The organism is Candidatus Symbiopectobacterium endolongispinus (genome assembly GCF_018777385.1).
GTDB classification, from domain to species: Bacteria; Pseudomonadota; Gammaproteobacteria; order Enterobacterales; family Enterobacteriaceae; genus Symbiopectobacterium; species Symbiopectobacterium endolongispinus.
The window spans coordinates 24576-44187 of the sequence record NZ_JAFJYB010000002.1 but is presented as its reverse complement, the minus strand read 5'-3'; the positions used below and the strand labels follow the sequence as shown (position 1 = coordinate 44187).

The window sequence follows — 19612 nt, the reverse complement described above, 5'->3', positions numbered from 1 at the left end:
TTACTCCACGTTGATGTTGATTTCAGCAACGTGGCCAGCACGCGCCAGAATGACCAGAATTGATGTTGGAGGATAAACGCGGCGGGTGCGCTGTTCTGATGTCAAGTCGAGCACATCCTCTGGTGAGCTGCGCAGTACAAAACCAAACTGCGCCACTTTCGTTTGCCCATCATCGGGATCGACATACGAGCCGGTACCCAGCACGCCGTTATCGAAAAAGCGTTTACAGGTGCCCGAGACAGCCGACAACAGGCCAGCATAATCGCGTGGTGTCAGCGCACGCTTAGAACCGGCATTCGCGATGTAATTGTAACCGTCTACCTGAATATGATTTTTCAGCACATCGAGATTGACCACATCATCGATAAACTCACCGTAGGAGGACATGGATTTACTGTTGATCACCCGGCTATTGTTCGTTGAGCCAGCTAGCTCAATCTGAGTGAAAAATACCGTGTTTTTCGCCTTCAGCGCGTTGTAGGCGCTGGTGGTCAAATCATCACCGCTAACACCGGGCAGCACCTGATATTCACCAGTGATGGCGGTATTAATGCCTGTTGGTCGGAATTTGTGGAATGCCGCAGCCAACTGCACCATGGCGTATGCCTGTGATGCGTCAGCAGTAACGGACGCCACTGATTTATATCCCGCGAATACGTGGTGATTACCCTTCGATTTCAGGGCGGAAATCACATCAGTGGTAATGTTCTGGTCAATGATGTTATATGCGCTAAAGGTGAACCATAGCGGATGGCTTGCGGCATCCGACAGTCCGATAAATCCGGCAGAATTGCCGCTGCCACATCGACGTTCTTAAGGAAGTAATGATAGCGCCAGATGCGATCATTCGCGCTGTTGATGATTTCCAGCAGCGTATCGGTAGCGTTCTTCATCCACACGGTAATGGTTGGCGGTTTCTGGATGTTGGCGAAATAGCGGGTGGCAATACGGTAAATGTCACTGTCCGTTTTAAAATCAGCAGCAACATCAGTTACGGAGCTGTAATCGCGGAACGTATCAACCGCGAATGTCACTCCCGCAACCAGATCCGCCGCATCAGCAAACACTATCGCGCTGGAAAAATCAGCATATCCCAGCCCTGCTGGTTTTAGCAGTAGATTGATCGGGATAATGTTATCAACTGGATAGGCCATCGGGATGTTTACCCATCATTGGTAAATTGAACGTCAAACCCTGCGGCGCGCAGTAGTTCGTAAGAAATGGTTTGCTCAATGAAAAGATGAATGTCAGCTTGCCAGCGCGGCTGTATACCTGCCTGCAAAATTCCGGTGAGGTTCCGGCATGTGCTGACGTTGCGCCAGGCTATTTCATTGCGGTAAAGGAATTCACTGACTGGCTGGCGGAAATTAGCATTATGCAACCGCATAATTGCGGTATCTGCCCCCTCATTGAGGATGTTCACGGATAAAATGAACTCCATCGACGTAGCCACGGTTTCGCGCAAATCCTGCCACTATTCAAGATATGGATCAGCTTCTGCTGTCTCTGCGGTTAATTCTCGCCGTCGCTGCGACCAGCCGTATGCGCGGATGTGGATGGGTTTATAAGTGGCATACAGGCCGGTTGGCGCGTCTCGCCCCTGATCGGCGAGAATGACCGTCTCAACACCGGATGTCAGCGATACTAACTGCTGAAATACACCGTACAGATCGTCGATATTCTTCATTACCCCTTACCTCGATAGCGCTCAACAACAGCGCGGCAGAAATTGCGCCGTGGCCGGTTATCGCACGACATCACACGCCACTGGCGCACTGTCTACCCGTCGCTGAACGCCAATAAATCGGCGAATTTTCCGTTGTCGTCCGGGTAAAGGTAATTCACGCCGTCGTTGATATGCACCACCCGCGCGTCCTGCGGGTTAGTCGTGCCGCCCATTCCCATCAGCATCTGCATGTCTTTCCACTTCGCTGGCTGAACGTTAACGTGCGTTAACGGGATCGTTTCGCTCGGCGTAGTCTCTTCATAGCGTCCACCGGGCCCGGTATAGTCACCGGCACCAGCGCGAATTATCCGCACACCACCATCAATGGGAGAATTAAACGTCGAATCGACATGGCCTTTCATATCCCGGCCGTTACCGAATGCCATAATCAATCCTCCACAATGTGGGTGATTTTTCCCTTTAAGAAACCGTGATTGATAAGGGGTGTAGAGCTGCCTTTAGCCTTGATTGTTGAATCAGCGTTAGCTGGCTGGATCCCCGCTTCAATCGCCTCCTGACAGAACCCAGCGGCGCGGGCTCAGATCTGGTCGAGCATCTGAAACGCGGTAATTTCTCCGCGCGTAACTGCACCAGTTAACGCCAGAAACGCCTTTTTGATGTTGTCCTGATTCTGACGAATCGGTACACGAAGGAACGAACGCTCTGGCACGCGGCCGTCAGCTGGACCAAATTCCTGAACGGCCCCGATGACAGCTATTGGTGTACCATCTTCATAACTTCCAGATCCTGCGGGTAGGCCAACCAACACACGGCGTTTAGCCATGATGCGATCCTGAATCTGCTGGAGCCGCTGCGCGATGTTGTTTCCGCCGCGAACCTCTGCATTGAGTTTCATATCATTACCCCGCCTGTTCCCGCACGGCGACGCAGGCGCATGAACTCCACGCCGTAGGTCGTCAGCGGCAAATTACCGTTAATCGTCAGGTCATCCATCGTCACGGATGGCACAGCAAACGATGTGGATTCATCCCCAACAGACTTACCGGAGATCGCATATGCCGCGCCGACATCACCACCAGCAGAGCGCTGACGCATAACCAGACGGTGAGCGGCAAACGCAAACATGCCGCGTTTTTTGATGCTGACCACCTGACCATCTGGATATCGCCCACAGCGTTTGCCGGTTTCCACATCACCCTCAGCAAGTGCGGTAATTATCCCCGGATCCGGCCACGCTGTTTCGTCGCTGAATTCGGGGTAATAGGCACGAAAATCAACAACGATTTGCGTAGTGATTTCCATCATTACCCCCATAAAGCAAAATCCCTCCAGATTGACGGGGTTTATTCTGTTGCGACGGCGTCACCGCCAGAGTCCGGCTTGTTTGCCAGTAGTGGCTTGATATCGGCTTCATCATGCTCGGCGCGGATCATGCCGGACTTAACAAACAGATGCTCACGAAAATCCCCAGATACCAGCGCAGAGTGCCAGCGCTGGATAGTAACGCGCTGCCCGGCGGCCGCATCAGTGACGGTTACCGGCGCAGTGTGTAAATTGTGTAATTCAGCCATCTTACTTATACCCCATCAACATAGTGACCAGCTTTCGGGATGCGCCACTCAGTACCACCGGTGCGCAGAATTGCCGGAACCTTAAAATTCACATTATCTGCCGTGGCCGGAGCCAGGAAACGCAGCGGCATAACGTCGTGACCTTTAACGATACGGATCTCTTCCTTGTACACCGCCATGCGATCCGCGCCAGCGACACCTGCGCCTTTCAGCAGAATGTCATCTTCAAACGTGACATCAGGGAAGTTAGTACGCAAGAACTGCAACAGTGTTACGTTTGACGCGTTCTGAGTAGACAGCAGCGTACGCGCCAGCAACTGGAATTGTGCAGGCGGCAGCACAAACGTATTCGGACGATGAACGGTCAGCGTATTATCCAGATAAACGGTGTTGTACGCGTTTCCGAAGAAGTCGATGATCGGTTGCGTACCTTTCGTGGGGATCGCTGTCACCAGCGCAACGAGGGTTGATGTTGCCGTTTCGACTGAGACATTCGGGCTGGTATAAAGCCCTTCGCCGACACCTTTATCGCCTAGCAGGTAGATTTTATTCAGTCCCTGCTCAACGACATCACGTACCACCTGCCCGCGCTCAGCGTCCAGATTGACGTTGCTCAGCATTGCAAAGCCGATTTCTTCAATCGAATACGTGTAGCCAAGCGCCGCCGTGCTGATGTCTTTGAAACCTTGCGACATTGCAATATCAACGGTTGGCACATCAGTAGAATTTGGACCGAATAATTGCAACTCCCCACGAGAATCGATAGAGCGGAACATCACCGCCTGCGCCCAATCGGGTGCGCTGTTGTCCAATGGCAACAATGTGCCGTATTTGAACTGCTGGTACTCGATGCGGTAGATCTCCGATTCGATATGCGCAGCCTGGTTCACTAGGAACGACAGTGCTGAAACCGGGCTGACGTAAAATACGCTCTCTGGAATGTCAATTTTCCTTTATTAAGCGCTTACGTTCAGAATGCCGTCAACGCGGATTTCACCCACTTTACCGGCGGTCACCGCATCAACCCATTTAACCTGATTGAGCACCAGCAAACCCGTACCCGTGCCAGCCGTTAAGCGGCCCTGGTTATCTCCTGCCGTAAGCATTACACTGACAGACTGCCCGGCACTGGCACCATCAACACACAGTGCAAACATGCCACCACAACGCAAAACAGATGCGACGCTATCAACGGCATAACCTGTGACGTAATTTGCGTGGTTGGCGGGCGGGGTTGGACTGGATGTAGCCATTGAGCGAACAGAGAAACCGATGATATCGGCAGCGGTCGTTGCCGTGCCAACTGGCGCACAACTCCGTTTCTCGGTACCACGAATTACAGCTCGACCAAACTGCACCAGCGCCGTTTCCACTTTTCGTGACACAACCTCAACAACATCCGTCGTCGAAATCTGCCCCTCATACGCTTCACCGCGGTAAAGCGAAAAACTATCTTGAGCAATAGCCATTATTTGCCATCCTGAGTGCCGTAACGCTTATCAAGCCATGACTGACGAACGCTATCGCGTGTTGCTTGCCAGCCACCTGCTTTGGCACGTTTCATATCGCGACTGAAGTTGCGAATACAATCATCCGAGCGCTGTTTATCGTCGTCCGGATCTTCCTCATCCTCGTTTTCCTTACGCTCCTCCTTAGCATCAAAGTACGCCGTCACATACGCATCAGGGGCCGTATCCCATGAGCTGTACTTGCGGCATTTAATGCCTGCTGAATCCAGCGCAGAACGTTTGATTTTCAGCGGATCGAGTGAATCACAAGAGAATTTCTCACCCGCGATTTTCACAGCAGAATAGCGGACAGGCACCACCTCGGCGATCAGCCTGGAAATAGAATCCTCGGAGGTTTTCTCCCTCAATTGTTCGATCTCTTCATCTTTTGCGTCGGATTGGGCTTTTTCCTTTTCCAGTTCCTCTTCCGTCTGGTCTTTAGCCGCCTCAACCTTTTCTTTCTCTTACTCGGCATCCTTTACGCGCTGGCGCAGGCTGTCGATGGTCAATTGGATCAGCGTGTATGCGTTTTCGTCGGCCACTTCGACCTTAACGCCGCTGTCCAGCGTCACTTTTGGCATGGGTTTAACTCCCGTTGGTTTATTGTCGAACAGACGCGCCTTGTGTCCGGCGCGAGCCTGGTCACATAACGCAATGTGGTTAATGGTGATGTCACGTTGGACGTATTCGTATGCTGTGCCGTCCGGTGCCATACCGGGCGTATCGTCATACTCGGATGTGTAACCTGCGGATAACTCTGCTTTGCCTTTGTCGATTTCATCAATGGCCCTTTGGTCTTTAATCAGAAAATCAACGACGACAAAATCACCATCCTGCCGACCGGGCGATATTGCATGGCCGGCTGTCACCTCTTTGAATGTGGTGGAGTCCACCAAGTCATCGGGGTGATCGATAGTGACGTCCATGTTGTCGTAGCTCTCTAGGCTACTGGGTTTAAAAACCTCCTAGTGTGGGAGATAAACATTAACAATCTGACCGGGTGGCCTGTCCGTTAGCCCAAGTTCGGATGCCAGATATTGCTGGATACCGACGCGAGCAACCCGCCCAGGGACTTTTAAATAGCCTTCGGGTGTAATTTCTCGCAGGGATGGAACGGGAAACGTCACGCGGTCACGAATAGTGATCCGCATGATTAATCCTCAGTAGTCGAGACCTTTGATTTGTGGAATGGCGTGGCAGCGGCACCCAATGTGCGCCCTGCCGGGGAATAGGTCGGTTTGACCGTTATATTTCGCCCCGCGTGACCAGAGATAAACGCCTGCACCCATGCCAACATTTATCCGTGAGATAGCGAAACACGATATTTTGGCGAGTGGATATTTCCCAGCAGGGTTGACAGAAACTCGCACGTCCCGTGATGTTGCCCAGCGAAAGCGATCGATGCCTGCGTTCTGCTGACGGGCGCTGGTGATGTCAGCCTGAATTTTTGCCGTCTGGTCACGCGCTATCAGATGTGCGCGGTTGTATGCGGTTCCCGTGCTGTGTTGCAGGTTACGAACAATGGTTGTAAGCGGATCGCCGCGCAGGATGCCACCAAACACCTGCATCTGGATATCTTCGAAATAATCAGATGACAGCGATGTGATTAGCGCAACATTGCTCTCTATTGACGCATCGACATAATCAACCAGATTTTCGTTAACCATCAGCGCGGTCATGTCCATGCCTATGGCGCGGTTTATCTGTTCAACAAACGCAGTTGAGCTGGCCGACTCAGCACGACTAACAACGCGTTGAGATAGTCTCTCAGCGTTGCGCTGAAACGCCGTATTCATGAATTGCTCTGACGCCTGCCGAATGGCCTCTTTCAGAATATCAGTGAGGTAACTGTCTGCCGTGTAGTTTCGGCGCAGTACCGGCACTAGCGCCTCATCAACCGCCTGTGCCATCTGCCGGACAATATCACGCAGTTGTGCCCGGTAAAATTTCTCCGCGTCGTCATTCGGCTTGATTGGACGGATCGGAGCTCGGCGGCGTATTGGCGTTTTCGCCAACAGCGTTTGCAAGTTCTCCAAGTTTGTATTGTTAATCACCGTCCCGCTCTGCTTTTTCGTCGGACTCAATGAATTTAATATCGGATTCATCAATGCCATAAACGCCTTGCTCCATCAGTTTGCGCGCCACCTGTGATGGCCTTACAACACGCTGTTGCAGGCGAATATCATCAGCCTGCGCATCTGCCAATCGCTGCGCCGACAATTCGGTATCAGTGGGCTGCGCCAACGGGGCGAACTCGAAATCAAGGCCATCAGGCATGGATCCCAGCGTTGAACGGATCAGCACTTCATCAATGCGTTTTAAGAACGGACGATACTGCGATTCCTGCCCGCCTCGAATGGTGTTGTAATAGTTGTTCATGTCGCCTTGCCCGCTATCACCCAACCCCTTCGCTTGAATGCCAAACAAGCGCGTCATCGGGATGCCTGCCGCGCCAGAGGTCCACTCCATGAGTGCGTTTAGGATTTCGCCAAGTCCACCGAACGAAATTTGTTTACGCTCAAAGGCCTCCTTCGTATCCAGTAGAGCTAGGCGGTAAAGCGATTTCATCATGCCAAAGTGTTGTATCGTCCGGCAATGGTGTCATCCATATCACCCGAGGCTAAGTCATTTGACAGATTTTCCCGGTTGATAACATCAATGTTGGCCTCTTGAATTAACGCGGCCACGCCACTTTTAGCGGAAACGGCGTCTTTAACGTCCTCTAAGCAACGACGTAAACGGCTATCATCCCACCCACCATTCACCATCCGTAAACGCATAGGAAGCGGCGCACCGGGAGCTTTTACAAAATGACTGTAATTGATCTGCTGAGAGCCACCGTTTACGACAAAATAATCCGGCAGCATGTAATTTTCAGCCAACGGGTTAGTAACGTTAAACGACTGACCGTTGATGAACATGCGATCAAGCACCAACAAACGCTTTAACGAACCTTGCTTGATTTTCTTTACGTTGAGTGGTTTATTGAAGGGCTGGTCGGTGATCATCAACACACCAGCAGCACCATACACGCCAGCCCATTTAAACGCGTCCTGCGTCACCGCCTGAACGTTATAGCGCTTCTCTGCTTCACGAATGGCCGTCGCATCATCAGAGGCAAACTCCCGCCATTCACGGGTTGAATCATATACCGGAATATCAATGATGGCGCGGGCGATCCAGTTCTCAATGTAAGCGGCTTCCAGCTCCGCAAAATCCTGCATCATGCCAAACATGAAGCGGTTAAAGGTTCTACGATCCCGCTCTGTCCCCATGCCGTTCATCATGTTGGCCAGGCCATCATTACTCACTCGGATTCTGGGCTTTCCGCCGTATTTACTCTCGGTCATCATTAAACCCACCCTCACCCGGCACCAGCGCCGGAAATTAATTCGATCTCGATCGCATCCATGAACGTATCGAGAATGTCATCGTTTTTGTGGCTGTCATATGCGGAGAAATCCGCGCATTCCGCGAGTGCTGGCATAACCCAGTCAGTTTTTGCGGCCACAGATCCATCGGCGTAATACACCTGGTCAATTCGCTGGCCGTCATCGGTTAGCAATGCGGGGATGAATACCGTTCCCGTCTTGATTTGAGGGACCGTGTTCAGGCATCGGATCAGCTTGTTTTGTCCTGCGCCGCGTGGGATTTCCAGAACGGGAAGTGACTTGCGCTTTTTCAGCGTGGTGATTAATCCTTGCCCCGCCTGCTTGTCCTCAATCCCCATGTGACGCAATGGCGCGGGTCGTTTGCGGTCAAATGGCCGCCATTTCTCCCACAGGCGCATCAAATCGCCGACGTATTCGTTTACCGGCCAGTACGACCAGTAGCGAACGCCACCGACAACGACGCTCTCGGTGTTCTTAACGGAGAACCAGCACATTGACCGCCACGGCTCCAGCAGCGAATCGATATATTCTTCGCTAACCAGTGCAGGGATTGTGACGTGGTGGAAATCAACCCCCCATCCCGCTAGCCAGCATGAATCCTGTTGCGTCATCAGTATGGAGACGTTGCTGGATGCTGACGAACGGTGTCGGATGGTCTTTCGATTTATCACCACGGCGGGAACGAATGGTGTTCACTAACAGGCGATTGGCGTTATCACGCTTTGTGCCGGAAAACATATCCTCCGGTTTGTTGTAGTCATCAAGACAAACGAAACCAGAAAAATCGGGGCCAGGATAACCAGCGCGCCCCCTGTTATCTGTCCGCCACTGGAGCGCGAAACCGTCTGACCGACAGTGCGCCCGCGCCCGTTAACAACTTCCCACTCTTCCGCCTGATTTAAGCCGAACCTGCAAGGCCATAGCGATTGATATTCAGGGCTCGCGATAATGTCACGCGTGCGGCGTGAGTTACGTTTTACCAGCGTGTCGGCAAATGAAATATTGAGATTACGGAATCGCCTGAGTTTTCCGTTTGCACCAGCATGTTGATATACTCTGGCAGATGAACAGAAACGAACTCGGTTTTTGTACCGCCCGGAGGGACGTTGATGATCAGGTTTCGGGGCTGCAACCTGCCAGCCACCAGGTCATCAATTTTGCTGGCCATCATTTTATGATGCCAGTTCACCAGCAGGCGATCGCCCTGCAGCATCTCAAACCAAATACGGGTGAAGTTGAGGAATGATTTTTCAGACCTGGGTTTCAATGCTACCCGAGCGGGGAAATCCAGATTTTCCCATTCGAGTAACTGTGACATTTTCAATCCCAATTTTTGCCCGCTTTGAGGGCTATTTAATATATTGTACCTTTTACGCACCACACGATCGGCGCTCACACCAAAATCGCCACGAGAGCGTTAAAAGTGTTGGTTTTCTCAGTAATAAATGGGAATTTTAGACAATAACATTTTGATAACAAAACGCCACTATTGCAGTTCGAGCAAAACAGCAGACTAAAGCGATTTTTCCCTACGTTTTATCTGTCCCGGTCAATCCAAATCAGGTAGCTGATTTTCTAACGCCGCTTGCGCCTTTGCGTAATCCTCCGGTGTGTAATTCACCTGGTTGATCGGACCACCATCAGTACCAGTTAGCTCTGTTCTGTTTTTCAGCATACCAAGATGCTAGGCAACCATCTTTAGCGCCTCATTCTGATTGAGGGTGATGACTTCTAGACCGAACTTACCTTCTTTCACACCAGCGTACAGGCGACGAGCTGCGCTGCGCAAATCCCGCGTATCATGAAAATACGACCGGCTAACCCCCATACCGTTACAGCGTGGGCACTCAGGATTCGGATCAAGCTGAGCATCAAAGCTGTAACCGCCATTATCCAACGGCTCACGCTTTTTGCTTTCCACTGCCTTTAGCCCGGCATCTTCAAACTCCACCGCATCTTGCCATTGATACTGGAAACCAAATCCCCAGCAATGACGGCAGCACAGGCGACGCAATTCAGTAATCTGGTTCGCGTCAGCGGTCGCAATCTCCCACCACATTTTCAACACGTCATCCTGCGTGATTTGCGTGCGACGTTCCCGCGCTTCAAATGCATCACGAATGGCTCGGTTAACCTTTAAATTCCTATAAAGGATCGATGCGGCAGCGTAAGCCTGCTGTCCCCCACATTTATACCCTGCCCGTTTGTATGCAGCCACCCTGTTCATGTCGATCAGGTACTCATTCACGAACTTAGCTTGCATATCGTTAAGCCCGTATTCATCAGGGTTTAACGTCCATTCGTCATAAGTGATTTCAATTACCGGACGAACTGGGTCAATTTTATTTTCAATTATAGGATGGGCATTTTTTGTCTTAATACTCTGGTTTACACTTGACGCTCTTTGCGTACCGCTTTTCTTATTGCGTACACAGCCCAGCTTTGCAGCCCTTTTGCGTATGGCTCCCTCAGTTATACCACCGCCATACTGTTCTGCTATTTCACGGAGTGACAACAAACCAGCCCGGTATGCCGATTCGATGGCCTCCCAGTCCGGTTTTGCCATGATTATTTCCTTTCTTGGCGCTGTGCTTCTATTTGCCGAATGCTCTGGATTTCGTCATTTCTTTTTGGGCTGGTACTTCATCGCCCATGCCTTTGCTATGCGAAAGCAATCGTCAAACATTTTCCCCCTGCCAGACGCCGAGCCTGAACTGCGGTAGTGATCTACCGCTTTGTTTGCGCACATCTGGGCCACGGAAATATCAAACCCATCACTGATGAGTTTCGATTTCACATTAGCGTGGATGAAATCAGGATGGTTCATGCTGGCTCTCCATCAGGGAAATCGCCCAAATCGCACAGCCTGAACTGGATAAGGTCTTTAACCAACTGCTCTGCTTTCTTAATGGCTTTCTTCTCTTTTTTGCGGCGGGTCATCAAAGCGCTCCCCGTCTGTCCGTGCTCTTCGAAAGAGAATTTCTCAGCAGCAGCCACTCGGTTTGTCATCTGCTGAATGGTCATTTCGGTTAGCCCGGAGAAGTCGAGCAGGTTGATATCCTTACTCCCCTCAAGCTCAGTCATGTGATCGAAGACCTGAGCCTGTAGCTCGTAGCTGTAGCTCATCGCCATCAAGCAGGCTTCGCGCTTCGGGAAGTTGCAGATTTCACGCTCAACCTTCCCTCCTGTACCATTGATGTAAGAGTCAGATGCAAAATATTTTTCAGCTGCATCCCCCAGCACCTTCGGCACTTTTCTCATGAAGCTACGGTGTTCAAGTTTTCGATACTGCTTGCAGGGGAACTTTAGCCCCATCGCCTCGGCTTTTGATTTGCGATCAGCGTTAATGTAATCGACCATTTCCAGACTGCTCATGGTCGGGGCTTCTATGGCTGGATAAAACAACTAATGATGTAGTCATAGCGATAGCTACCTTATAGAAACGAGCCTTGTTGCCCAGAAACGCTAGCGCATAGAGACGGCTACCGGCCTGAACCAGCATTTCTCCAAGGCTTGTTTCTGTAAGACTCTATGCTTTGATTACGCCGGGCATGGCGTGTGGGATACTACAGGCACAAAAAGGGCCTGGATTAACCGAGCCTCATTGTTTTGTTGCTTTTTTGTTCAAGTTAATCAAGTAAAATCGCGTAGCGATTACATCAGTTTGCAGCCTTTCCACTTCTTCACAGAGTTGCGCAGCTACTTGTCAGGTAAATTCTTCCGGGATTCTTCGATTTCACGAATGCTTCGCTTGTCAGCGTTACACTTCTCGATAATGGTCAGCAGTTCTTCATTCAGCTCTACACTCTTGCCGTAGGGCATTTGGTGCGGAATGTCCGGTGCTGGGCAATCCTGTAGAAGTTCAGCGGGGATCGGTACGACGGGTACAGTTACGTATTCTTTCCGCGTGCTCTCGCAGCCGGTTAACGACATCATCAGGAACAGGCCGAACTGCAAATTCATCAGTCGATAATTTTTCACGGATGTAAACCACGGTGTTTCCCGACTGCTGCTGTATCTGCTGTTTTTCATCGTGGTTGACCCGAGTAATAGCGTTGAATATGCGCATCGACTGGATCACTTTTCCAGCGATGGTTTCAGCCTGCTGCTGTTTCCGCGCTGCTGCTTTGAGGTCTTCCTTTGTGTCGCTGTATGCATCCCAGAAGTATTAGACGCCGAATACTAACAGACCAAGCAGCACTACCAGTGCAATATAGAGATACGGCTTTGCGGCTGTCATACCAGCACACGTTGGGCCAGTTCGAACCGTTCGCGCCGATCATCCAGACCATTGCGGCCACCGTTGATAATCAGCGTCACCCGTTCAATGTCATTACCGTACTGCCCACAACGATTGGACGCCCAGAACCAGCCCGCCGAGCGCATGGCGTTTGCGTATTGCTCCAACAGTTCAGGGGATGATACTAAATCTAACTTCAAACCAGTGCCACATGCCTGGTAGTTGTCGAGGCCGGTGATCTGAATCAACCCGCGCCCGCGATATTTCCAGCCGTCGCCCTTACCTTTGTTGCCAAGGCGATTGGCATAGACCAAATTGGCAATGACCTCCTGATTCGCTGGTTGCTTTGCTGTTCGCCCTAGCATATCGGCTTGATACTGGGTAATACGCTTACCGAACGTGGCAGCCAGCGCTGCTGGCGTATAGTTCAGCGACTCGACGGCGTAGGAGAAGCTCCACGATTCATGCCCCACCTGTGCAATAAACATTGCCTGTTCGCTCACTGCGGTGATGCCGAATTCGGTAAACGTCGCAGTCAAATGCGGAAACCAACGAGCGGCTAATCCGGCGCTGATGCCAGCCGCCTTTTGAAATTGGTCTTTTGTCATGATTATGCCTGTGGGTTACCGCCGCCAAAACGATTACCGAGGAAACGCAACGCCAGCGCACGAATTTGGTCAACGCCGATAAATCCGATAGTGCCAACCAGAGCAATCGTTAACGTTTTCGACCAGTTGAAATAGTCCATTGCTTAGGCGGCGGTAAGGGTGAGTGCGCCACATAGCGCCCCTCAAGTAGCATTTGTTTTCGTCCACCACCGGTATAGGCCACACGAAGGATAGTGATGATGATCGATAGCATTACGCCGCCCAGAGGCACGTCGCCATTCCACCAAGCGCGGAAAAGCTCCCAGACATCCGTCCAGGTGTTTACGCTGTTTTGCATTTTCATAGACCTCACCCCGCTATGTGGGCGCTGTGTTTAACGGAAAGAAAAAAGGCACACCGAAGTGAGCCTTAAGAGTTGAAAGGATTAAGTTATGCGGCGATGAGTTCCAGATTTTTACCCAACGCTTTTAATGCCGTCTGGATGGTGTCTATTTTGGTGCTGTGGGCCAACGACACAATGCGCTGTACTTCTTGGGGTCTGGTACCGATGAGTCGCGCCAATTCCGCGTTTGATGTTCCCGTTTGAATCATGGCATTCAGTAAAAGCACCTTAGCCGCAACGCTGGCCGGTACCTCTACAAATTCCTCACCCTCTGATGAAGGTAAAGGAATTTCACGCTTATCTTCAAAGTAGAAATCAAACGCCGTTACCAGGGCGTCTTGCGCCAATGATAGCGCCTCGTCCCTGGTCTCACCGCCCGTTAAGGCTTCTGGAATGTCGGGAAACAACACCGCCCATCCGGTTTCGTCATGATCAAATGTTATTGGGTATCGCATATTCGTTCAGTGAATCTCCGCGAGTACCAGCCCCGAAGGGCTGCCCTTTATTTCAATCCGAGTTGCTTAAGAATTGCTTTCCTAAGCGGCTCCGGTATCTCCTTCCCCGGATGCCTCGGCATTATCGTCTGCTTGCCGTTGAGGAAGATTTTAAGATGGTTTGTGCCGTCCTTAAATTCTGCCCCTTGAGCTGCAAGCCAACGCCTGAACTCGCTTTGCTTCACTGCCTCCTCCTGTCTGTTTAACTTGAGATAAATATAAACATTTTTGTTTATTTAGTCGAGGGGGATATAAACTTTTTTTGTTTATTTTTTTGAATGCAATCCCCGATGGTAGAAAACGAAAAAACCCGCACTGATGGCGGGTTTCTGTGATTCTGTCGCTTTCGGATACAGCTTTGCAAAGCATACATAAATTATGCAGATTCAAAACCTGTTTTCAAGTTTTTTTGCATTTTCTCTGCGTAATTCTGCAAGTAGCGTGAAATAGACGGCAGAATTGAACAATTCAATGCACCAGCGAACCCGGTCAATGCACTGTTTTTCTGTCAGGAATGGAGCATATTTGTGATTCAGCCAACGGGCCATATCAAACATGGTTTTATTCCAGGTGTAGTATTCTCGGCCAATCTCATAAACAGGGCTGTCCTTAGCGAAGGATTGCAGAATAACCCGCTCCATGAACTCTGCTTCTTCCTCATCGCCAGCGTTACCTATCATGTCGGCCAGTGATTTCTTGGGCCACAGAATTTTTTTAGCCATGATCAGCAACTCGTTTCCCTGATACCCTATTTCTCTCAAACCAGTGAGCACCACTTCCATTTTCTCCTGCTGTTCGCGACTCCAGCCCGTTTCCGCCTTAGACCACATACTTCCACCAGTGGAAAGATGTTCGGTACCGCTGCTGCCATACATTGCCCCCCAGAGATTCAATAGCGATCGCACCCAGCGATTCTGGCCGGGAGTTAATCTGCAATATTTGCCTAAATATGAGCGGCGCGGGGCGCATGCCAGTTTTTGCCATGACTTGTCTTGAACCACTCTCACGCGGCCTCCTCAATAAGAATTTGCCCAACCTCTCCCCATATTTTTGATACCCGACCATCCCAAACCCGGCTATCGTCATCAAAAATCGCATCCAACAACGCTTTTTCCAGGTTGTCTTTGTTCGGCTTTTGCTGGTGAGGTTTGCCATTCATATCAGTCCGGCGTTTCTTACTCCAGCTCGCGGGCATCGGCAACACAAACGTGACGTGCCAACCGCTTTCCGGCAGCGTGATTTTGTTTAACCTAACCTCATCGCAGAATGCGCGGTACCGAAGTACTAGCGGACGCTTTTGCCATTTATCTCTTTGTGTCATTCGAGGTTTTCCGAGCGGTGTGATACCGTAGGTTTTCATGCCGGCACCACCAGCCCACGGCGGGCAACTTCTATTATGGTCAGCACGATGGCGCGATCAATTAACTGGCGTCGCTCATCTCTTGAGAGCTTATTGCCGTTGTCGATGCTCTCGTGGCAGCACACACAGATCGCCGCCGGTGCACAGTCATCAGCTTTCAGCCCCATGCCCTTACCTTCGTTGCGGTGAGCGACCTGCGTTCCCCACCTACCGCATAGGACACACCGCTCTATGCTGCCGACGGCGGCCAGCCATTTTTTGCTGCGGTAAGTTTTCAGAACGGCAGACATTGTTGACCTCCTCCCTGGATGGATGAGAGCTGACGTCGGTGGTTGTTCAGGTCGCTATTCCAGTGCGCTTTACGGATTATATCGGTCTGTGCTTCTGCCAGGCATGGCTCGGGGATGGCAAAATCTTTGCGGTGAGGTGCGACGCGAATGCGCTCACCAGATTGGTATAGTACTTCACACAGCGGGCAATAGTCTTTGGTTTCCATCCCCCCGCTTTGCCGGAAAAAGAAGATATTCCCATGCCAGGTGGCGCAGTCCTGGCACATTGGCGCGTCGCAGGTAAACATGCCACGGCAGTTCATCATCATGCCGTTTTCGTCTTCGTCAGCATCGAAGCCAATCAGACCATCGCAAAGCAAAATCGCTGGTTTTCCGTAAAACAAACAGGGCATCTTACGCATGGCGCTCCCACCATCGTTTCGCCCACGCGATCTCCAACTTGGATACATAGCTGAATCTCACACCTTGTTCAGTGCCGAACCAGTAGATAGCCTCAATGACTTCCACCATCTGGCTTATTTTCATTTTGCTGGTACGCTGGCCGAATATCACTACGCCGCCATCAAGACCGGGAGCCATTCGCTGCTCCTGCCTTTTGCTCTTGGCCACCAGTGCGGTGATCAGGTCTTTCCAGTCGTCGGAGTCATATTTGTTGCCAAACCAAACCACCTGATCGGAAATGTCTTTCAGCAGTGGTTACATCTTGCGGCTTTGCTCTGCTGTGCGTTTCATCTCTTTGATATCGAGGATCAGCAGGCGTTTCTGGTCTACCGGAAGATCGCGGATGAAATTGATAGCGTTCTGCTTAACAGCATCGCTCACAAGGTGGAATTGCTGATTCATACGTCATCCCCAAGGGCAAACGCCGAATACAAAAAATCGCTGGCATCAGATAACGTCAGGCGAGAGAGGTCAGGTTGGTCAGTCAGTTGCGCTACGGTTGGGAATGCGGGTAAAAGCGATTTATCGATTATAATCAGCTCCCACCCAGTGACCGGTAACTGTCCCAGGTGAAAGCCAGTGTGCAGCCACCCCCATCCTTCATGCGGTCAATCACCCTCTCACCGATAAATCCAGCCAGTTCGTTCATCGCCAAATTGCTGATTAGGATCGTCGGTTTCATCGCCTCTTAGCGCGTGTTGATGACCTCGAACAAAATTAGCTTTTCTGCGTCGCTGCCGAACTGAACCCCGACCTCATCAATGATGAGCAAATCAGGCTGAGTATTGCGTTTAATCACCTCGGCCTCTGAACAATCAGCGCTTTTGCTCCACGTTAATTTGAATGCCCGTGTGATCCGTAGGGCGGTTGTGAATAGTGTTGAACTTTGGTGCGCGTTGATGATGTGCTTCGCAATGGCCAACGCCAGATGATTCTTGCCTGTACCTGGCTTCCCACACATCACCAAGCCGCCACCACGCTTAAGGCGTTCAGGCCAATGGGTTGCATAGGCATTACAGAGCGTTAAGCAACGTGCCGCATAAGAATTCACTGGCTTGTAGTTATCCAGGGTGACATCAGCAAAGCGTTCAGGCGGGCTTAAGTTATCCATGAGCATTTTAATTTTGCTGCGCTTGCGCTGTTTTTCCTGTTCCGCTTCAGCGTGCTCCAACTGCGTTAATTTTTCTTTCAGGCAGAACTGGCATTCGGTTTTTGTCTCAATCCCTTTGCCGTGGAGTGCCATCCTGCGGCAACGCTGTTTAAATACACCGTGCTGGTCACATATGGCTTCAACTTCCTCATACACCGTGTGTTCCAGTGGCTTGGGGGGCGCATTCAGGTCTGCCAACTTTTGGCGCACCGTTGTGATTTCTTCGCTGTAGTTCATACCAGTCCCTTTGCCCAGCCAGGAATTTGGGTTGTGCCGTAGTCCTTGCTGGAGAAATTATCTGCGACAGATGGATGCTTCGATTGCTGAGGTCGTGCAGGTTTCTTTGGCTCAAAGAGTCCTTGCCAGCCATTGCCAATGCTGCGGTTGATTATCTCACCCGGCGAATACCCCATTTCACGGCAGCGTGACAGTTTGCCTTGACTTGATTGCTTTCTTGATTTCTTTCCGGTACTGAACCCATGAATGCCACTCGTCAGCAGGTAGCCATTCGGGGAGTTCAGCAGTGAGCGGATCGTATGCCGGTGGTGGTGATTTTTTCGGTTTGGGGACTATAGGGGTAATACTGTTTTTCTTGTCTTTTGTATTATTATCTTTTGTGGTTAGCAACTTCCGCTAAACTTTTCTTAGCAGGTTCCGCTAATGTTTCTTTCTTAGCAAGTTTAGCTAATGTTTTGCAGAATCCGTTATTTTTAGTTTCCCACTCAGAAATGTTGGTGTTCATACCTATTTTTCGGCCTTCTTGCAGTAGAACTTTCCTCCTGACAAGATTGTTTTTAGCTGTTGAGCAATGGGTGAAATGCTTCCCTATCATCGCCTCAAGCTGTTCGTTACTTATCCAGTCCATCTTTTTGCTGTATCCGTATGTTTTGCGCCATACAGCCATGACGATGCAGAGTTCAGTCTCTGGTAGCCCTGAACACATGGTTGCATAAAGAAGATCATTCGCCAGGCGCAAGAAACCATCTTCTAGCTGCGCCACTCGCGACTCCTCGAGTGCCTCTTCAGGCACAGGGAAATTGATTATTTCTGCAATATTTGTCATAATTGCTCCTGTGAATTAATCCAGTCATGCCTCAAAAAAGTCGGTACTGTGCGAGCAGTCCGACTTTTGTTTTTCTAAAAACTCGCTCTGGTTCATGTTTTTAATCCCAACCAAGTGGCTCAGGCTGCATGCGTACCGCTTTCATTCCGATGTCCGCTAACGTTTCGACCGAAAAGATATAATCACGGCGAACAAGTACCGCTTCCGGCGGTGCAAGCTGAATACCTAGCTCTGCCATGAATCGACAAAATTGCTCGATATGTCCTCCTTTTCCCTTCCAGCGACTTAGTGTCGATTCATCCACACTGAGCGCGTCTGCCACTGGCTTTTGCCCCGCCGATGCAAGGCGGTTGAGAATCAAACCTTCCATTTCAACAGGCTTAAGTTTCGGTAAGTCTGACTTGCGTGCGATTGCGTTCTCCATGGGTGATAATTACTCCACTATCTGATTAAGCTACTGTCAGGCAGCATTGTTGTATGTGATCTGGTTTTGCCAGGCGGGCAAGCATTATCAGCTCGAGTTCCGCGAAGATAAGCCCAGTCAACATCTGGCCTTAAGTCTTCACATGTAACTATTCCAGCGGTCGATTTCTCTATCTCAGGGCAGCGCTCCGCAGGAACTTGGCGGATGCCATTTGCCCATTGTGAGATTAAAACTGACGGTATCCCCAGCGTGCGGCCTAAACTCGCCGCACGACCCCGTTCTTGAGTGGTGTAGTTTTTTAAGTTCATACGGGTTGAATTCTCTCGATTGGCAATTGCCTCAATGATAGCGCTGCGCTTCTCCCTATGCTTAGCGAAGTGCTATCAAATAGAGGAAATTAAAATTGAAATGATGACAGTTAATATGCAGACAGTTGAGAAAATCAGAAGGGAGTGGCTTATTGAGCTTATTAAACAGCATAAGACTATTGCCAATCTCAATCTTGCGCTCGGCAGATCCAAAACCGATGCGACGTTATCTCAGATTAAAAATCAGGCTGTAGACAGCAAGAGCGGAAATCCTCGCAATATGGGATCCCCACTTGCTAGAGAGATCGAGAGTAAGCTTAACCTTGAGGTAGGTTCGCTTGATCACCCTGTGTATGGTGAAACTAAGGACCAGTGGAAAGAATATCGAAGTGCTGATGACGCGATAAAAATTCTTATCGATTATCTATTAGATGACAATAAAGCGAGTTTACCAGGCTGGGCAGATAGTGATGCTATGGCATATGTTGACTCTATTGAGTTAAAAATACGAAAGTGGTTAATTCAAGAAAAAAATTCCTATTGTGAAGAAAAAGCCCGGGCCTAGACTCGTCTGGTCTGACGGCAAGATAGTCACTAAATTCTAACCTTCTCCCCTACACATCAAATCCCGAATCTCGGGATTTTTTGTCTTGCGCAAATATAATAGCGCCGTGCTATTGGCATTGAGATAGCG

General features: G+C 50.4%; 26 protein-coding genes and 9 pseudogenes. 1 reads left to right on the top strand and 34 read right to left on the bottom strand.

All coding sequences use genetic code 11. The annotated features are described in order from the left end of the window. From JZM30_RS06750 to JZM30_RS06585, 34 genes and pseudogenes are all read right to left on the bottom strand, one after another. Entirely contained in the window at positions 1-636 is a 636-nt protein-coding gene (locus JZM30_RS06750; protein ID WP_498037992.1) for a hypothetical protein, read from the bottom strand. Positions 637-689: 53 nt separating this feature from the next. Then, positions 690-1154 carry a DUF3383 family protein gene (locus JZM30_RS06745; protein WP_252318099.1) on the bottom strand — a complete coding sequence of 155 codons (465 nt, stop codon included), beginning with the start codon at positions 1152-1154 and terminating at the stop codon, positions 690-692. Between the two features lie 8 nt (positions 1155-1162). Next, positions 1163-1687, bottom strand: a pseudogene (locus JZM30_RS24635) (phage neck terminator protein). A gap of 92 nt (positions 1688-1779) precedes the next feature. Beyond that, positions 1780-2112: a hypothetical protein gene (locus tag JZM30_RS06730; RefSeq protein ID WP_252318095.1), complete on the bottom strand. Its 333-nt coding sequence runs from the start codon at positions 2110-2112 to the stop codon at positions 1780-1782. Between the two features lie 152 nt (positions 2113-2264). Then, the gene (locus tag JZM30_RS06725; RefSeq protein WP_252318093.1) at positions 2265-2582 is read right to left on the bottom strand and encodes a hypothetical protein; all 318 of its coding nucleotides are present in this window, start codon (positions 2580-2582) and stop codon (positions 2265-2267) included. Next, a complete protein-coding gene (locus JZM30_RS06720) occupies positions 2579-2992 on the bottom strand; it encodes a DUF4054 domain-containing protein (protein WP_252318091.1) in 414 nt (137 codons plus the stop codon). Before JZM30_RS06720 ends, JZM30_RS06725 begins: the two co-directional genes overlap by 4 nt. Positions 2993-3030: 38 nt before the next feature. Continuing rightward, the gene (locus JZM30_RS06715) at positions 3031-3258 is read right to left on the bottom strand and encodes a hypothetical protein (protein WP_252318089.1); all 228 of its coding nucleotides are present in this window, start codon (positions 3256-3258) and stop codon (positions 3031-3033) included. Positions 3259-3263: 5 nt separating this feature from the next. Next, entirely contained in the window at positions 3264-4148 is an 885-nt protein-coding gene (locus JZM30_RS06710; protein WP_252318087.1) for a DUF2184 domain-containing protein, read from the bottom strand. A gap of 66 nt (positions 4149-4214) precedes the next feature. Further along, positions 4215-4727 carry a structural cement protein Gp24 gene (locus tag JZM30_RS06705; protein ID WP_252318085.1) on the bottom strand — a complete coding sequence of 171 codons (513 nt, stop codon included), beginning with the start codon at positions 4725-4727 and terminating at the stop codon, positions 4215-4217. After that, on the bottom strand, positions 4727-5134 hold the full coding sequence (locus JZM30_RS06700) for a hypothetical protein (RefSeq protein WP_252318084.1): 408 nt from the start codon (positions 5132-5134) through the stop codon (positions 4727-4729). The genes JZM30_RS06705 and JZM30_RS06700 overlap by 1 nt, the downstream gene beginning before the upstream one ends. A 96-nt stretch (positions 5135-5230) precedes the next feature. Next, positions 5231-5917: pseudogene (locus tag JZM30_RS06695) on the bottom strand (DUF2213 domain-containing protein). Positions 5918-5926: 9 nt separating this feature from the next. Beyond that, positions 5927-6820: a putative phage head morphogenesis protein gene (locus JZM30_RS06690; protein WP_252318083.1), complete on the bottom strand. Its 894-nt coding sequence runs from the start codon at positions 6818-6820 to the stop codon at positions 5927-5929. Next, a pseudogene (locus tag JZM30_RS06685) lies at positions 6813-7990 on the bottom strand (DUF1073 domain-containing protein). Before JZM30_RS06685 ends, JZM30_RS06690 begins: the two are co-directional and overlap by 8 nt. A 140-nt stretch (positions 7991-8130) precedes the next feature. Then, positions 8131-9476: pseudogene (locus JZM30_RS23885) on the bottom strand (terminase). Positions 9477-9707: 231 nt separating this feature from the next. Then, positions 9708-10724, bottom strand: a pseudogene (locus JZM30_RS06665) (terminase small subunit). Positions 10725-10778: 54 nt separating this feature from the next. Next, positions 10779-10985 carry a hypothetical protein gene (locus JZM30_RS06660; RefSeq protein ID WP_252318076.1) on the bottom strand — a complete coding sequence of 69 codons (207 nt, stop codon included), beginning with the start codon at positions 10983-10985 and terminating at the stop codon, positions 10779-10781. Further along, positions 10982-11579, bottom strand: a pseudogene (locus tag JZM30_RS06655) (Rha family transcriptional regulator). Before JZM30_RS06655 ends, JZM30_RS06660 begins: the two are co-directional and overlap by 4 nt. Before the next feature lie 278 nt (positions 11580-11857). Further along, the gene (gene lysC / locus JZM30_RS06650; RefSeq protein WP_498037993.1) at positions 11858-12121 is read right to left on the bottom strand and encodes an Rz1-like lysis system protein LysC; all 264 of its coding nucleotides are present in this window, start codon (positions 12119-12121) and stop codon (positions 11858-11860) included. Further along, positions 12021-12257 (bottom strand): annotated as a pseudogene (locus tag JZM30_RS24975) (hypothetical protein); the annotation flags it as partial. The pseudogene JZM30_RS24975 and the gene lysC, both read right to left, overlap by 101 nt. A gap of 137 nt (positions 12258-12394) precedes the next feature. Beyond that, a complete protein-coding gene (locus tag JZM30_RS06645) occupies positions 12395-13006 on the bottom strand; it encodes a glycoside hydrolase family 19 protein (protein WP_252318072.1) in 612 nt (203 codons plus the stop codon). A 2-nt stretch (positions 13007-13008) separates the two neighbouring features. Beyond that, a complete protein-coding gene (locus JZM30_RS24630; protein WP_438801474.1) occupies positions 13009-13146 on the bottom strand; it encodes a phage holin family protein in 138 nt (45 codons plus the stop codon). Continuing rightward, positions 13116-13343: a phage holin family protein gene (locus JZM30_RS24625; protein ID WP_438801490.1), complete on the bottom strand. Its 228-nt coding sequence runs from the start codon at positions 13341-13343 to the stop codon at positions 13116-13118. The genes JZM30_RS24630 and JZM30_RS24625 overlap by 31 nt, the downstream gene beginning before the upstream one ends. Positions 13344-13435: 92 nt before the next feature. Next, positions 13436-13843: a type II toxin-antitoxin system HicB family antitoxin gene (locus tag JZM30_RS06635; RefSeq protein ID WP_252318070.1), complete on the bottom strand. Its 408-nt coding sequence runs from the start codon at positions 13841-13843 to the stop codon at positions 13436-13438. Positions 13844-13890: 47 nt separating this feature from the next. Beyond that, a complete protein-coding gene (locus JZM30_RS06630; protein ID WP_252318068.1) occupies positions 13891-14067 on the bottom strand; it encodes a type II toxin-antitoxin system HicA family toxin in 177 nt (58 codons plus the stop codon). A gap of 201 nt (positions 14068-14268) precedes the next feature. Continuing rightward, positions 14269-14889 carry a hypothetical protein gene (locus JZM30_RS06625; RefSeq protein WP_252318067.1) on the bottom strand — a complete coding sequence of 207 codons (621 nt, stop codon included), beginning with the start codon at positions 14887-14889 and terminating at the stop codon, positions 14269-14271. After that, positions 14886-15242, bottom strand: a complete 357-nt coding sequence (locus tag JZM30_RS06620) for a RusA family crossover junction endodeoxyribonuclease (protein ID WP_252318066.1) — start codon at positions 15240-15242, stop codon at positions 14886-14888. The genes JZM30_RS06625 and JZM30_RS06620 overlap by 4 nt, the downstream gene beginning before the upstream one ends. Continuing rightward, a complete protein-coding gene (locus JZM30_RS06615) occupies positions 15239-15532 on the bottom strand; it encodes a hypothetical protein (protein WP_252318065.1) in 294 nt (97 codons plus the stop codon). The genes JZM30_RS06620 and JZM30_RS06615 overlap by 4 nt, the downstream gene beginning before the upstream one ends. Beyond that, entirely contained in the window at positions 15517-15924 is a 408-nt protein-coding gene (locus JZM30_RS06610) for a hypothetical protein (protein ID WP_252318772.1), read from the bottom strand. Before JZM30_RS06610 ends, JZM30_RS06615 begins: the two co-directional genes overlap by 16 nt. Position 15925: 1 nt before the next feature. Continuing rightward, positions 15926-16375, bottom strand: a pseudogene (locus tag JZM30_RS06605) (recombination protein NinB). A gap of 133 nt (positions 16376-16508) precedes the next feature. Next, positions 16509-17360 (bottom strand): annotated as a pseudogene (locus JZM30_RS06600) (ATP-binding protein). Beyond that, on the bottom strand, positions 17357-17536 hold the full coding sequence (locus JZM30_RS24970; protein ID WP_498037991.1) for a phage replication initiator YdaU family protein: 180 nt from the start codon (positions 17534-17536) through the stop codon (positions 17357-17359). The pseudogene JZM30_RS06600 and the gene JZM30_RS24970 overlap by 4 nt, the downstream one beginning before the upstream one ends. Before the next feature lie 194 nt (positions 17537-17730). Then, entirely contained in the window at positions 17731-18186 is a 456-nt protein-coding gene (locus JZM30_RS06595) for a replication protein (RefSeq protein ID WP_252318063.1), read from the bottom strand. A gap of 100 nt (positions 18187-18286) precedes the next feature. After that, positions 18287-18610, bottom strand: coding sequence for a CII family transcriptional regulator (locus JZM30_RS06590; protein WP_252318062.1), 324 nt, complete (start codon positions 18608-18610; stop codon positions 18287-18289). 17 nt (positions 18611-18627) lie between these two features. After that, complete coding sequence (locus JZM30_RS06585; protein ID WP_252318061.1) at positions 18628-18918, bottom strand: transcriptional regulator; 291 nt, start codon at positions 18916-18918, stop codon at positions 18628-18630. 100 nt (positions 18919-19018) lie between these two features. Between JZM30_RS06585 and JZM30_RS06580 the strand changes: the two genes are divergently transcribed. After that, the gene (locus JZM30_RS06580; protein ID WP_252318060.1) at positions 19019-19483 is read left to right on the top strand and encodes a hypothetical protein; all 465 of its coding nucleotides are present in this window, start codon (positions 19019-19021) and stop codon (positions 19481-19483) included. Positions 19484-19612 lie beyond the last annotated feature (129 nt).

What these genes read in the sequence shown, in the direction of transcription:
- JZM30_RS24630 (WP_438801474.1), bottom strand. Translation starts at nt 13,146, where the DNA reads ATGGACTATTTCAACTGGTCGAAAACGTTAACGATTGCTCTGGTTGGC.
- JZM30_RS06660 (WP_252318076.1), bottom strand. Translation starts at nt 10,985, where the DNA reads ATGAACCATCCTGATTTCATCCACGCTAATGTGAAATCGAAACTCATC.
- JZM30_RS24970 (WP_498037991.1), bottom strand. Translation starts at nt 17,536, where the DNA reads ATGGGGTATTCGCCGGGTGAGATAATCAACCGCAGCATTGGCAATGGC.
- JZM30_RS06620 (WP_252318066.1), bottom strand. Translation starts at nt 15,242, where the DNA reads ATGAAAACCTACGGTATCACACCGCTCGGAAAACCTCGAATGACACAA.
- JZM30_RS06635 (WP_252318070.1), bottom strand. Translation starts at nt 13,843, where the DNA reads ATGCGATACCCAATAACATTTGATCATGACGAAACCGGATGGGCGGTG.
- JZM30_RS06595 (WP_252318063.1), bottom strand. Translation starts at nt 18,186, where the DNA reads ATGACAAATATTGCAGAAATAATCAATTTCCCTGTGCCTGAAGAGGCA.
- JZM30_RS06610 (WP_252318772.1), bottom strand. Translation starts at nt 15,924, where the DNA reads ATGCCCTGTTTGTTTTACGGAAAACCAGCGATTTTGCTTTGCGATGGT.
- JZM30_RS06590 (WP_252318062.1), bottom strand. Translation starts at nt 18,610, where the DNA reads ATGGAGAACGCAATCGCACGCAAGTCAGACTTACCGAAACTTAAGCCT.
- JZM30_RS06645 (WP_252318072.1), bottom strand. Translation starts at nt 13,006, where the DNA reads ATGACAAAAGACCAATTTCAAAAGGCGGCTGGCATCAGCGCCGGATTA.
- JZM30_RS06730 (WP_252318095.1), bottom strand. Translation starts at nt 2,112, where the DNA reads ATGGCATTCGGTAACGGCCGGGATATGAAAGGCCATGTCGATTCGACG.
- JZM30_RS24625 (WP_438801490.1), bottom strand. Translation starts at nt 13,343, where the DNA reads ATGCAAAACAGCGTAAACACCTGGACGGATGTCTGGGAGCTTTTCCGC.
- JZM30_RS06585 (WP_252318061.1), bottom strand. Translation starts at nt 18,918, where the DNA reads ATGAACTTAAAAAACTACACCACTCAAGAACGGGGTCGTGCGGCGAGT.
- JZM30_RS06615 (WP_252318065.1), bottom strand. Translation starts at nt 15,532, where the DNA reads ATGTCTGCCGTTCTGAAAACTTACCGCAGCAAAAAATGGCTGGCCGCC.
- JZM30_RS06725 (WP_252318093.1), bottom strand. Translation starts at nt 2,582, where the DNA reads ATGAAACTCAATGCAGAGGTTCGCGGCGGAAACAACATCGCGCAGCGG.
- JZM30_RS06745 (WP_252318099.1), bottom strand. Translation starts at nt 1,154, where the DNA reads ATGGCCTATCCAGTTGATAACATTATCCCGATCAATCTACTGCTAAAA.
- JZM30_RS06715 (WP_252318089.1), bottom strand. Translation starts at nt 3,258, where the DNA reads ATGGCTGAATTACACAATTTACACACTGCGCCGGTAACCGTCACTGAT.
- lysC (WP_498037993.1), bottom strand. Translation starts at nt 12,121, where the DNA reads ATGAATTTGCAGTTCGGCCTGTTCCTGATGATGTCGTTAACCGGCTGC.
- JZM30_RS06720 (WP_252318091.1), bottom strand. Translation starts at nt 2,992, where the DNA reads ATGATGGAAATCACTACGCAAATCGTTGTTGATTTTCGTGCCTATTAC.
- JZM30_RS06580 (WP_252318060.1), top strand. Translation starts at nt 19,019, where the DNA reads ATGATGACAGTTAATATGCAGACAGTTGAGAAAATCAGAAGGGAGTGG.
- JZM30_RS06705 (WP_252318085.1), bottom strand. Translation starts at nt 4,727, where the DNA reads ATGGCTATTGCTCAAGATAGTTTTTCGCTTTACCGCGGTGAAGCGTAT.